The 12,561-nt window shown below is 36.3% G+C and carries 12 protein-coding genes; 11 read left to right on the top strand and 1 reads right to left on the bottom strand.

What is annotated here, in order from left to right:
- Positions 1 to 130 precede the first annotated feature (130 nt).
- The 11 genes from MSG95_RS08295 (at position 131) to MSG95_RS08245 (ending at position 10,638) form a co-directional block, all read left to right on the top strand.
- Positions 131 to 424 carry a hypothetical protein gene (locus tag MSG95_RS08295; protein ID WP_004700812.1) on the top strand — a complete coding sequence of 98 codons (294 nt, stop codon included), beginning with the start codon at positions 131 to 133 and terminating at the stop codon, positions 422 to 424.
- 154 nt (positions 425 to 578) lie between these two features.
- A complete protein-coding gene (gene prmA, locus MSG95_RS08290; protein ID WP_077164913.1) occupies positions 579 to 1,484 on the top strand; it encodes a 50S ribosomal protein L11 methyltransferase in 906 nt (301 codons plus the stop codon).
- A 13-nt stretch (positions 1,485 to 1,497) separates the two neighbouring features.
- The gene (locus MSG95_RS08285; RefSeq protein ID WP_077164914.1) at positions 1,498 to 2,340 is read left to right on the top strand and encodes a zinc-ribbon and DUF3426 domain-containing protein; all 843 of its coding nucleotides are present in this window, start codon (positions 1,498 to 1,500) and stop codon (positions 2,338 to 2,340) included.
- Positions 2,341 to 2,715: 375 nt separating this feature from the next.
- Positions 2,716 to 2,985: a DNA-binding transcriptional regulator Fis gene (gene fis, locus MSG95_RS08280; protein ID WP_001086304.1), complete on the top strand. Its 270-nt coding sequence runs from the start codon at positions 2,716 to 2,718 to the stop codon at positions 2,983 to 2,985.
- An 88-nt stretch (positions 2,986 to 3,073) separates the two neighbouring features.
- Positions 3,074 to 4,648: a bifunctional phosphoribosylaminoimidazolecarboxamide formyltransferase/IMP cyclohydrolase gene (gene purH, locus MSG95_RS08275; RefSeq protein WP_077164915.1), complete on the top strand. Its 1,575-nt coding sequence runs from the start codon at positions 3,074 to 3,076 to the stop codon at positions 4,646 to 4,648.
- A gap of 125 nt (positions 4,649 to 4,773) precedes the next feature.
- Positions 4,774 to 6,060, top strand: a complete 1,287-nt coding sequence (gene purD, locus MSG95_RS08270; protein WP_004700803.1) for a phosphoribosylamine--glycine ligase — start codon at positions 4,774 to 4,776, stop codon at positions 6,058 to 6,060.
- Positions 6,061 to 6,533: 473 nt separating this feature from the next.
- The gene (locus MSG95_RS08265) at positions 6,534 to 7,406 is read left to right on the top strand and encodes a MetQ/NlpA family ABC transporter substrate-binding protein (protein WP_077164916.1); all 873 of its coding nucleotides are present in this window, start codon (positions 6,534 to 6,536) and stop codon (positions 7,404 to 7,406) included.
- 75 nt (positions 7,407 to 7,481) lie between these two features.
- On the top strand, positions 7,482 to 8,507 hold the full coding sequence (locus MSG95_RS08260) for a methionine ABC transporter ATP-binding protein (RefSeq protein ID WP_004708029.1): 1,026 nt from the start codon (positions 7,482 to 7,484) through the stop codon (positions 8,505 to 8,507).
- Positions 8,504 to 9,199 carry a methionine ABC transporter permease gene (locus MSG95_RS08255; protein WP_004708028.1) on the top strand — a complete coding sequence of 232 codons (696 nt, stop codon included), beginning with the start codon at positions 8,504 to 8,506 and terminating at the stop codon, positions 9,197 to 9,199. The genes MSG95_RS08260 and MSG95_RS08255 overlap by 4 nt, the downstream gene beginning before the upstream one ends.
- Positions 9,200 to 9,345: 146 nt before the next feature.
- Positions 9,346 to 10,077, top strand: a complete 732-nt coding sequence (gene gloB, locus MSG95_RS08250) for a hydroxyacylglutathione hydrolase (protein WP_077164917.1) — start codon at positions 9,346 to 9,348, stop codon at positions 10,075 to 10,077.
- 357 nt (positions 10,078 to 10,434) lie between these two features.
- A complete protein-coding gene (locus tag MSG95_RS08245) occupies positions 10,435 to 10,638 on the top strand; it encodes a hypothetical protein (RefSeq protein WP_000758190.1) in 204 nt (67 codons plus the stop codon).
- Between the two features lie 231 nt (positions 10,639 to 10,869).
- On the opposite strand, the gene MSG95_RS08240 is transcribed toward MSG95_RS08245, so the two are convergent.
- Entirely contained in the window at positions 10,870 to 12,168 is a 1,299-nt protein-coding gene (locus tag MSG95_RS08240) for a dicarboxylate/amino acid:cation symporter (RefSeq protein WP_077164918.1), read from the bottom strand.
- Positions 12,169 to 12,561: the final 393 nt, after the last annotated feature.

The raw sequence follows: 12,561 nt of genomic DNA, 5'->3' as shown, positions 1-12,561 counted from the left end.
CCACATGTTTTGACATTTTGTTGCATGAATTCAATACAAAGTGAATGTTTTTTGAAATATTTCATTTTAGAATAAAAATTGTACAGCACTTATATGACTTTAAAACTAACGTAACTAGAAGGAACACAAAATGAAAAGCACCATGTTAAAAATCTTAACTGCATCTCTCCTTTGTTTTTCAGGCGTAACGTTGACCCACGCTGCGACCAATCATACTGCAAAGTCGACTCATACGGCTAAATCCAGCAAAGCAACTCATCATGCTGCCGATTCAAGCAAATCAGAGATGCAAAAACAGCTAAGAGCTTGTGCTAAAAAACGTCAGGGTGAATGGGTATCTTATAGCCATAATGGCGCAACTTTTAACGGTACTTGCCAACCAAATGAAAACGGCAAATTACAGTTTAAAGCCCCTGCTCCTTAATGTAATTTAAATTTAATATGTAGAAGAACATTTTAGTTTTTCTATAACACCGTATGATTTTCAAAAAGCGGTCCATTAAAGATGGGCCGTTTTCTTTTTTAAAATACTCCAGTCGGCTACAATAGACCTTTAAATAAAATTTTAGGTCCTTTTCGTGAAGTGGTTACAAATACACATTACCGTTGATCAAGAACAAGTTGAATTCACAGAAACACTATTAATGTCTCTAGGTGCGGTAAGCGTAACTCTGGATGATGCCGAAGATCAGGCTCTACTTGAACCATTACCAGGTGAAACACCTTTATGGAATAAAGTCATTGTTACAGGTATCTATCAACAAGACGAACAAGACCCAATCGATGTCGATACATTAGAAGCTTTCTTAAAAGCTCAACTTCCAGATGTGCCAATGCGTCATGAAGAACTTGAAGACCAAGTTTGGGAACGCGCATGGATGGATTATTATGAACCTATTCAAATTGGGGAAAAATTCTGGATCGTACCTGAATGGTTAGAGCCACCAGAAGCAAACGCGACCAATATTAAACTTGATCCAGGTCTAGCTTTCGGCACAGGTAACCATGCAAGTACATTCTTATGCTTACAATGGTTAGGCAAAACTGATGTTAAAGATAAAATCGTAATTGATTATGGTTGTGGCTCAGGCATTTTAGGTGTTGCAGCTTTATTATTAGGTGCTAAAAAAGTCTATGCGACAGATATTGACCCGCAAGCTGTTTTAGCAACAAAACAAAATGCTGAGCTCAATGGCGTCCTAGATGGTTTATATGTTGGCCTCCCTGAAGAGTTTGATCAAGAATTCAAATCTCAACAAGCAGATGTTTTAGTTGCAAATATTTTAGCAGGACCATTAATGGCACTTGCGCCAGAGTTTGCAAAACTAGTTAAATCTGATGGTGAGTTCGCACTTGCTGGTGTAATTGAAGAGCAAGTTGCTGATGTTTCAGGTGTTTATTCTGAATTTTTTGATATATTAGATATTGAAAAGCGCGAAGAAAATTGGTGTCGCATTTCAGGAAAACGCAAAACAACAAACTGAGACTATTTAACTCATGAATGAAAAACAAACCCGCTGCCCTAAGTGTTTAACAGTTTATAAAGTTTCTCTTACCCAGTTAACTGTTGCTCAGGGTATGGTTTGTTGCCCTAAATGTAATTTAAATTTTAATGCTCTTACCAACTTGGTTAGTATTGAACTGCCAGAACCAACAAACTCATCTGTTTTAGCCAATGGTTCTATTCAAACACGATATATGACTCACTCTCATGTGTTAGATATCTTTGATCAAAAAGTTGAAAACTCTAATATTGATCTTCTGACATATTTAAATAATTTAAATTATTTTCATAATGAACCAATCAATGCACTACCGAACCTCAACTTAGCAGAGCAAGCAACCTCCCCCGAACAAGATCATGGTAAAAAACATAGTTGGTTATATTATACGCTTTGGAGTTCGGCAAATCTGATTCTGATTTTGGTTTTCACTTTTCAGATTCTCTGGTTTAACCCAAAACTCATGCAACAAAGTCCTGCTATTAGTCATGCATTTAATTATGTATGCGAAATTTTGCATTGCAGTAAGTCAGCTGAACAATACGAACTTCTTAATATAGAGAAAGTGAAACTACGTAGAATTGATTCAGAACATACTCAAGTTTCAGGTGTTTTGGTCAATCAAAATAATAAAAGTATTGAGCTACCAAGCCTAAAACTCAGTTTTGGTTCACAAACTGATCAAGAACAAATCATTTTTACACCTAATCAGTACTTGGTAGAAAATTTACGTGGAATTCAACGTATTCCAACCAATACACCTTTTAGATTCCAATTTGTCTTAAATAAAAGCAAAAAGAGCTTACTAAATTATCGATTAGAAATTGTCCACCCCTAAATTGTAAAAAAAGTGAAAAAAAAATAAAAAAAAATGCAGTTAATTTGCTCACTTTTTCCTAGACAATGGTATGATACGCGCCACGAAAGCTTTGACTCATATACTCCTCGCTCTCAATTCAAAAAATATACTGTTAAGCATGTGTGCTTTTCTAAATTAAGCGCATAGCCTAACTTTTTTTGTTTTTGAGGGGGCTGTAACAAATATTTAACTATTGTTACGCTTATTTTTTACTCAATACGAAGATTTATGGCAAGCTAATTGTTCTTATGTTTTAGAGTCACTGTTTTAGGATCTAAAACAGGACTCCGTATTTTAGACCACATTTATATACTACTTTACCCAAGCTAGTATTTGATTTTCGGATTAACTCGCATGAATAGCAAATCTCCTATTTTTACTGCACAATCTGATGTTGCTCTTCGCATCCACGTGGATCGCGCAGTTCGTCATTATTTTGCACAATTGCAAGGTGAGCAACCATCTCAGGTATATGACATGGTGCTAGCAGAAATGGAGAAACCTCTTTTATCTGTAGTTCTTGAATATACTCGTGGCAACCAAACACGTGCCGCAGAAATTCTTGGACTAAACCGCGGCACTTTACGCAAAAAGTTAAAAGCTCACGGTTTAATGAGTGAATAAATGATAAAATGCTCACGATGTCGTGGGCATTTTTTTATGCTTCTAATTGGTTTTAATCCGTAGACTTGAAATTGTTGACTTGAACATCATGACTATTAAACGTGCTTTGATTTCTGTATCAGACAAAACAGGAATTGTCGAATTTGCTCAAAACCTTGCAGCTTTAGGGGTAGAATTATTATCTACAGGTGGCACATATAAGTTGCTTAAAGATAATAACATTGCTGTTATTGAAGTATCTGAACATACTGGTTTCCCAGAAATGATGGATGGCCGTGTAAAAACACTACATCCAAAAATTCATGGCGGCATTTTAGCTCGTCGTGGTCTAGACGAAGCAGTTATGCAAGAACACAACATTGATCCAATCGATCTAGTTGTAGTCAACCTTTATCCATTTGCAGCTACAGTTGCTAAACCTAACTGCTCACTTGCTGACGCTATCGAAAATATCGACATCGGCGGTCCAACAATGGTTCGTGCTGCTGCTAAAAACCACGCTTCTGTGGGTATTGTTGTAAATGCTTCAGATTACGATACAGTGATTAACGAATTAAAAGCTGCTGGTTCACTTTCTTATGAAACACGCTTCGATTTAGCTGTTAAAGCATTTGAACATACTGCTCAATATGACGGCATGATCGCTTCTTACTTAGGCGCTCGCGTTGGTAAGACCGAAGGTGAAGCTGATTTATTCCCTCGTACGTTCAACACTCAATTGAATAAAGCACAAGATTTACGTTACGGTGAAAACCCACACCAATCTGCTGCTTTCTATGTTGAAGCAACAGCAAAAGAAGCATCTGTTTCTACAGCAAAACAATTGCAAGGCAAAGAGTTGTCTTATAACAACATTGCTGACACAGATGCTGCACTTGAATGTGTTAAATCATTTGCTAAACCAGCTTGTGTAATTGTAAAACATGCTAACCCTTGTGGTGTTGCGGTTTCTTTAGACGGCATTAAAGCTGCTTATGATTTAGCTTATGCAACAGATCCAGAATCTGCTTTTGGTGGCATTATTGCATTTAACCGCGAGTTAGATGTTGCAACTGCTCAAGCAATTGTTGACCGTCAATTCGTTGAAGTTATTATTGCTCCAAGTATTGCTGATGGCGTACTTGAAGTGACTGGTGCGAAGAAAAATGTTCGTGTTTTAGTATGTGGTGAATTACCTGCAATTGATGCACGTGCTCCACAACTTGACTATAAACGCGTTAACGGCGGCTTACTTGTTCAAGACCAAGACTTGGGCATGATCACGAAAGATGATCTTAAAGTTGTTACTAAAATCGCTCCAACTGAACAAGAAATTGATGACCTTATTTTCGCATGGAAAGTTGCGAAATATGTAAAATCAAACGCTATTGTTTATGCAAAAAACCGTCAAACTATTGGTGTAGGCGCGGGTCAAATGAGCCGTGTTAACTCAGCTCGTATTGCTGCAATTAAAGCAGAACATGCTGGTTTGGTTGTTGAAGGTGCTGTTATGGCTTCTGATGCATTCTTCCCGTTCCGTGACGGTATCGATAATGCAGCTAAAGCTGGCATCAAGTGCATTATTCAACCAGGTGGTTCTATGCGTGATGAAGAAGTTATTGCAGCAGCTGATGAAGCTGGAATTGCAATGGTTTTCACTGGTATGCGCCATTTCCGCCACTAATTTAAATTTAGTCCTCCCTAACCCTCCTTTTATTCAGGAGGGTTTTCCACAATAATGGAACTATCTCTCCACTTTGAGAAATAGAGGGGGATGAAAAAGGATTAAAGTTAAGGAACAAATTAAAAATGAATATTTTAGTTTTAGGTAGTGGTGGCCGTGAACATGCTTTAGCATGGAAAATCGCGCAAGATACCAAAGTTACTCAAGTTTTTGTTGCACCTGGTAATGCTGGTACTGCAACAGAAGAAAAATGCGTTAACGTTCAACTTGATATTTTAGACAACCCAGCAATTATTGCTTTTGCTAAAGAAAATAATGTTGAACTCGTTGTTGTTGGTCCAGAAGCACCATTAGTAAATGGTGTAGTAGATGCTGCACGTGAAGCTGGTGTAAAAATTTGGGGTCCAACTCAATATGCAGCACAACTTGAAGGCTCAAAAGCATTTGCTAAGCATTTTTTAAAACGCCATAACATTCCAACTGCTTTTTACGATGTATTTACTGAAGTTGATGCAGCGAAAGCTTACGTTGAAAAAAATGGTGCACCAATCGTTATTAAAGCTGACGGCCTTGCTGCTGGTAAGGGTGTAATCGTTGCAATGACCAACGAAGAAGCTTTTGCAGCGATTGATGACATGCTTGCAGGTAACAAATTTGGTGATGCTGGTTCACGCGTTGTAATTGAACAGTTCCTTGCTGGTGAAGAAGCTTCTTTCATCTGTATGATTGATGGTAAAAATATTTTACCAATGGCAACTTCACAAGATCACAAACGTATTTTTGAAGGTGATCAAGGTCCAAACACTGGTGGTATGGGCGCTTACTCTCCTGCTCCAGTTGTAACTCCAGATGTTTTTGAACGTGTAATGACTGAAATCATGCGTCCAACTGTTGATGGTATGGCTGCTGACGGACATGTTTACACTGGATTCTTATATGCGGGTTTAATGATTGATGAACAAGGTCAACCACGCGTAATTGAATTTAACTGCCGTTTTGGTGACCCTGAAACTCAACCAATCATGATGCGCTTAAAGTCATCTCTTGTTGATTTGGTTGAAGCAGGTATTGCAGGTAATTTACCAAAAGAAGCTGAGTGGGATGAGCGTAAGTCAATCGGTGTTGTACTTGCAGCAGAAGGATACCCAGATAGCGTACGTAAAGGCGATGTGATTTCTGGTATCGGCCAATCACCTGAAGATACTAAAATCTTCCACGCAGGTACTGCAACTCGTGAAGATGGTCACATTGTGACTTCTGGTGGACGTGTGCTTTGCGTAACTGCTTTAGGTGACAGCGTTCTTGAAGCACAAATTAATGCTTTAGAAGTATGCGGGCAAGTAACTTTCACAGGTATGCAATACCGTAGTGACATCGGTTACCGCGCGATTGCTCGTGAAAAAGCTGAATAAAAGTTAGCAAAAAAAGCTTCCTATTTAGGGAGCTTTTTTTATTTTGTGCACCAATAGAAGAAAATGATATAAATTTTTTAGAAGATTTATTAAGATATCAACAAATAGAAAAAAGCCCTCTATATCAACTACATTTTTATTGCTATCATTAGTACCTAGTTGTAACTGTCATCAGACACTGCTGTTTTAATAATTTCCATAAAGACTTGCTCTACAAATTATGCCTGTAGAGAGTTTTTTAATATTCTAAATTTATGAATGCTCGTTTGGCTACTGTTGGGGATGAACTGTTTGGGGAAACAGTTTTTGTTTATTAAACAATTACCCTCTGTTATAGCCAAAATATGCAAGCAAATTATGGAACCCCAGAAAAAGATCACAGAGTTTAGACTAGTTGTAATTCCAACTCCTCTCTTTTCATATTGATATAGATCAATCGTTATTGTTCTATATCTTAATCAGGACTTTTTTAAATGAAAAAGCTGATCAGCCTTTTTTTAAGCATGTCAGTAGTATTATTGACAGCATGTAGCAAACAAGAAAATGCTCAACAAGCCGAACAAAACAATGATAGTTCCAAAGTACAAAAGGTAGTAATTGCCTCTACAGGTTCGGATGCTGACATTTGGCGTTATATCGCATCTTTACCTGAAACCCAAGCTGCTGGACTGAAGTTAGAAATAAAAAACTTCTCAGACTCCGTTTCAATGAATACAGCAGTTGCAAATAAAGAAGTAGATTTGAACGCATTCCAAGCTTATTCTTATCTTACTGTATTTAATAATTCAAACCCGGATAAGATTGCAGCGGTTTCTACCACTTATATTGAGCCAATGGGGATTTATTCAAGTAAATACAAAAAAATTGAAGAACTTCCTGAAGGTGCAATTATTTCAATCCCGGATGATGCTGCCAGCGAATCTCGTGCGCTACTCTTGTTACAAACTGCTGGCTTAATCAAGCTTAAAGCTGACTATAATCCTGTTCAGGGCAGTCCAATTGATGTTATCGAAAATCCCAAAAAGATCAACATCAAACCAATCAAAATGGAAACTGCATTACGTCTTAAAAATGAATTTGATGCAGTTGTATTAAATAATACCATAGCACTCGAGGGAGGTTTAAACGTACTCAAAGATTCTATGTTCTATGAACCTATTGATCAAATCTCAAAAATTAGTGTAAACGTTCTAGCAACTGCTGAATCACGTAAAAATGATCCTGTCTTGCAAAAAGTTGGTAAGCTTTACCACACTGCAGCTGTTAAAAAATACATTGAAGAACACTTTGGTGGAACAAAAGTTGACGTAGACAAACCAATCAGCTATCTCTCAGAAGCTAAATAGTAATATAATAGCCCAAACGTGAAACAGGCAAATTATCTTTGCCTGTTTTTTCTTTCAAGCATAGTTTCTGACGATATGATTCAATTTAAAAACATTTCAAAGCACTATCAGCTCAAAAGCCAAACCATACGCGCACTCGATCAAATCAATTTAGAGATTCCAGAGGGCAGTATTTTCGGCATTATTGGCTATAGTGGTGCAGGTAAAAGTACTTTAATTCGCCTGATTAATTTACTCGAACGACCAAATGAAGGTCAGATTATTATTAATCAAAAGGACTTCACTGCTTTAGATGCACGTTCATTACGTCAGGAGCGTGCAAATATTGGTATGATTTTTCAGCATTTCAATTTGCTTCAAACCAAAACAGTTGCTGAAAATATCGAAATGCCAATGCGCCTGCTAAATTACAAAAAAGCAGAACGTGAAAAGCGTTTAAATGAATTATTAGAGTTTATTGATCTTAAGCATAAAAAAGATGCCTATCCAGATGAACTGTCTGGTGGTCAAAAGCAACGTGTTGGTATTGCTCGTGCATTAGCAAATCATCCTAAAATTTTATTATGTGATGAAGCCACATCTGCACTAGATCCGCAAACCACTCAATCAGTTCTAGAGCTTTTAAAGAAAATCAATCAAGAACAGAAAATCACAATTGTTATGGTTACTCATGAAATGGATGTCATTGAATCTATTTGTGACCATGTTGCAGTTATGGAAGCTGGTAAAGTGATTGAGCAAGGCTCAACTATTGATATTTTTAGTAATCCTCAGCATCCAACAACTAAAAACTTTATACAAACTGTCTTACATCAGCAGTTACCAGTTAACATTCTAAATCAATTAGAAAATCAACATCACCACAGCATCTATTGCCTACAATTCTTAGGGCGTTCGGCTCAAGAACCTGTAATTCAGTCACTTATTAAACAATATGATATTAGTTTAAATATCTTATTTGCCAATATGACTGAAATTAATGGCACAGTGATTGGTCAAATGTTTGTACAGCTTTTAGGTGACCCGCAGTTGATCAGTCAAGCGATTGAGTTTTTAGAAAAAAATGAAGTGAGCGTAGTTCAATCAGGAGATCAAGTATGAGAGATTTAATCGTACAATGGTTAACTGAACTTACTCAGCCTTTCTGGCAAAGTTCCCTTTCTATGGACCAGTTTGTAACTGCATTACAAGAAACCTTTAATATGGTGTTCTTTGCGCTTATTTTTGGTGGTATTTGGGGCTTCATCCAAGGCATTATTCTGCTTGTAACTCGCCCAGAAGGGATCTTACCAAACAAATTCATTTATCATTTGCTTAACCCAATTGTAAATGCATTGCGTTCTCTGCCATTTATTATTTTACTTATTGCTGTTATTCCTCTCACCAAGTTCTTGGTAGGTACTTCGATTGGTACATGGGCGGCGATCGTTCCTTTAACGATTTATGTTGGACCATATATGGGCCGACTTATTGAAACTTCCCTACTTGAAGTAAATGAAGGGATTATCGAATCTGCTCAAGCAATGGGCGCAACTCCTTGGCAGATTATTTCACGCTTTATTTTACCTGAAGCTCGTAGTTCTCTTATTTTGAACTTAACAACTGCCACGATTAGCCTTATTGGTGCGACCGCTATGGCTGGTGCAGTTGGTGCTGGTGGTATTGGTGACTTAGCCATTTCTTATGGCTATCAACGTTTTGATACAAGCGTTGTGATTTTAACAGTCATTATCCTCTTGCTTTTAGTCCAAATTGTACAGACTTTGGGCAACTGGCTCTCTAAGATTCGTTAAGTCATTTATATAGAAAGCTCCCTAAACGGGGGCTTTTTGTTTTTATAAGCTTTTGTCATTAAAAAGTTGAGTGCATGGCTTAATGCCATTTTCTGTTATTATCAAAATTGGTGGTTACTCTTTGGATTTTGTTTCAGGATAAAACAATGCGTTATAGAATTCATTTTATTGATGTGCAAAATGCCCTACAAAACTATATCTGGATTTTAGAAGATACTGAAACTCATGAAGCTGTTGCTGTGGATCCAACAGAAGGTGGATTAGTCACTCAATTTTGCAATGACCATCATTTAACCTTAAAGCAAATTTGGATTACGCATTGGCATAAAGATCATATCGGTGGCGTTGCAGATTTAACGGCTAACTATAATTTGGCTGTATATGGTCCAAGAGATGAATTAAGTAAAATTCCCGGTATTACTCATCCCCTTCAACATGACGACCATCTAAAATTTAATGATTTAAAAGTAGAGATTATTGCCACACCAGGTCATACCCTAGGACATATTGTGTATTTTATTGAAGAGCTGAATGCGCTCTTTTGTGGAGATACTTTGTTTGCAATGGGATGTGGCCGATTATTTGAAGGTACAGCAGAACAGATGTATCACTCTTTAAATCGACTCGCAGCTCTTCCAACCACAACCAAAGTCTATTGTACACATGAATATACACTCTCCAACGCTGAATTTGCCTTAAGTGTTGAACCTGAAAACCACGCATTACAAGAACGTGTAGAACAAGTCCGCATACTTCGCAAAGAAGGTAAAATTACTTTGCCAAGTAGTATTGAACTAGAATTGGCAACTAATCCATTTTTACGTGCTGAAAGTGTGGAAGAGTTCGCTCATTTACGTAGTTTAAAAGATAATTTCTAAGTTAATGGGATTTATAGAAAGATACAGTTTCATTTTAAGAACTGTATCTTTTTGAATAAGGCATGTTTCATGAAATTATTTTTTACATTTATTGATTTTAAATTAACTTAATTTGATTAAATTTCACTCTAATCTTTTTATTTAAAAATAATAATAAAAATTAAATACTTATGTTTTATTGATTCAAAAACTGATTACATAAAAACCGAATAAATTTATAAAATGAAGAAGATTACATTATCTATTTTACTTTTTTTACAAGTTGCAAAATAAAACAAAGTTTTCCCCCTTTAAAAAATCCAAGTAAATCCCTATTAATAAATAAAGATGTAATGCACGGATAGAAGGAGTTCTCACGTGAAAAAGGTTGTTAAAGCTAAAAATTTAATTGCGTTTCGTATTTGGTTAGAAAAATTAGGGTATTCGGTTAAAAATCTTGCCGATGGAAAAGGTTTTACTTTCAGTTTTAAAAAAGAGTATGGCTTGGTTACTTGTGACTTGGCAGGCAATGCTTTAGCAATGCAATTAGGTGAAGAATTTGAGGATCACTTAAAAGCATAAGCATGAGTAACTATTACTCATACTTTTTTATAGTATTGGTGAATTAAAGGTTCTGCTTTTCAGAAAACAGATCGATGTAGTTTTGTGAAATTTTTATGTAGCGCTCCCATAATTAACAACTTATGCCTGAGTTTTTATAAGATTTATTTAAATTGCAAATAATAAAAAAACCTGTAGCTTGGCCCTTCTCCCAAATTGCCAGTGCTACAGGTTTTTTTTAGAATTAAAAAATTAATTCGCTTTAGATTTACTCAATGCTTTATCTAGAACATCCTTGTCCAGCGCTTTGTCCCAACGAGCAACAACGATTGTTGCACATGCATTACCAACTAAATTCGTTAAAGCACGACACTCAGACATAAAACGGTCAATACCTAAAATAAGTGCCATACCTGCCACTGGTACAGATGGGACAACAGATAGAGTAGCTGCAAGTGTAATAAAGCCTGCACCTGTTACCCCTGCTGCACCTTTAGAACTCACCATCGCAACTAACAACAATGCGAGCTGTTCACTAATAGATAAATCTACATTACAAGCCTGTGCAATAAATAAAGCAGCCATGGTCATATAAATGTTAGTACCATCAAGGTTAAATGAATAACCTGTAGGAATAACCAAGCCCACTACAGATTTTTCACATCCCGCTTTTTGCATTTTATCCATTAAAGACGGTAAAGCTGCTTCAGATGAACTTGTACCTAAAACCAACCAGAGTTCATCTTTGATATAGCGAATTAAAGCAATAATTGAAAAGCCATTGTAACGTGCCACTGCACCTAAAATGATTAGTACGAACAGTACAGCCGTGATATAGAAAGTCATAATCAATAGTAATAAATTACCGATTGATTCGATTCCATAAGCGCCAATAGTAAATGCCATAGCTCCAAAAGCACCAATTGGCGCAAGTTTCATTAACATGCCAACCAAGTAGAAAACCGGTGCCGTTAAGTTATTTAGGAAATCAGTGATTGGACGTGCACGATCGCCTAAAGCAGCTAAAGAGATACCAAACAGTACTGCCACAAATAGAACCTGCAAAATTTCACCACCAGCAAGCGGACTTACCAGTGTTTGCGGGATAATATTCATGAAGAAGTCAGTAATATTGGTGGCATGAGCCTTCTCAACGTAAGTATTTACCTTATCACTGACTAAAGTTGCTGGGTCAATGTTTAGACCTTTACCTGGTTGAATAATGTTTGCCACAATCATACCAACCACAAGTGCAAGACTTGAGAAAGTAATGAAATACAGCATTGCTTTACCAGTCACACGCCCGACACGACTCATGTTCGTCATGCTGGCAATACCAGTGACCACAGTCAAAAAGATTACGGGAGCAATAATCATTTTAACGATTTTGATGAATGCATCACCAAGCGGTTTTAAGCTTTGTCCAAGTTCGGGGTAAAAATGACCGATTAAAACGCCTAAAATAATTGCAAAAATGACCTGTACATACAAAATTTGGTGAAATTTCTGTTTTTTCTGTACCGTTTCTTGGTCAAGGGTATTGAAATCCATTATCTAAATACCTGTTCGATGGGGATAAAAAAATAAAATATAAAGCGGGCACCACAAGCTGCTTTAAAGGAAGTGAAGCCATTGTAAAGAATAAAAAACACCCTGTGTCATAAATTTAAAAAATGTTAAAACCAAAAATCATGTAATTTATTGTATATAAAGTTCATATTTTACTGCATTATTTAACAATTAAATTTGATAAAAATTATTATTAAATCTCATAAGAATATGTTTATTATTAAATTTATTCTGTTAGCGATTTACCTAAAGACTTTTAAATCTAATTTTAGAACTAACCGAATACATATTTTAATAATAAATGATTAAAGCAACTTCATGTTTATTTTAAATTATGAGAATTTAATTTTTAAATAATAAGAAAAATTGATATAT

The sequence above is a fragment of the Acinetobacter sp. IK23 genome (genome assembly GCF_035615275.1).
Lineage (GTDB): Bacteria > Pseudomonadota > Gammaproteobacteria > Pseudomonadales > Moraxellaceae > Acinetobacter > Acinetobacter seifertii.
This window is presented reverse-complemented; position numbering and strand designations above follow the sequence as displayed.

Excerpts from the sequence above, each read along its gene's own strand:
- purH (WP_077164915.1), top strand. The coding sequence starts at position 3,074 with ATGACTATTAAACGTGCTTTGATTTCTGTATCAGACAAAACAGGAATT.
- MSG95_RS08260 (WP_004708029.1), top strand. The coding sequence starts at position 7,482 with ATGATTCAATTTAAAAACATTTCAAAGCACTATCAGCTCAAAAGCCAA.
- fis (WP_001086304.1), top strand. The coding sequence starts at position 2,716 with ATGAATAGCAAATCTCCTATTTTTACTGCACAATCTGATGTTGCTCTT.
- MSG95_RS08285 (WP_077164914.1), top strand. The coding sequence starts at position 1,498 with ATGAATGAAAAACAAACCCGCTGCCCTAAGTGTTTAACAGTTTATAAA.
- MSG95_RS08265 (WP_077164916.1), top strand. The coding sequence starts at position 6,534 with ATGAAAAAGCTGATCAGCCTTTTTTTAAGCATGTCAGTAGTATTATTG.
- MSG95_RS08295 (WP_004700812.1), top strand. The coding sequence starts at position 131 with ATGAAAAGCACCATGTTAAAAATCTTAACTGCATCTCTCCTTTGTTTT.
- MSG95_RS08255 (WP_004708028.1), top strand. The coding sequence starts at position 8,504 with ATGAGAGATTTAATCGTACAATGGTTAACTGAACTTACTCAGCCTTTC.
- MSG95_RS08240 (WP_077164918.1), bottom strand. The coding sequence starts at position 12,168 with ATGGATTTCAATACCCTTGACCAAGAAACGGTACAGAAAAAACAGAAA.
- purD (WP_004700803.1), top strand. The coding sequence starts at position 4,774 with ATGAATATTTTAGTTTTAGGTAGTGGTGGCCGTGAACATGCTTTAGCA.
- gloB (WP_077164917.1), top strand. The coding sequence starts at position 9,346 with ATGCGTTATAGAATTCATTTTATTGATGTGCAAAATGCCCTACAAAAC.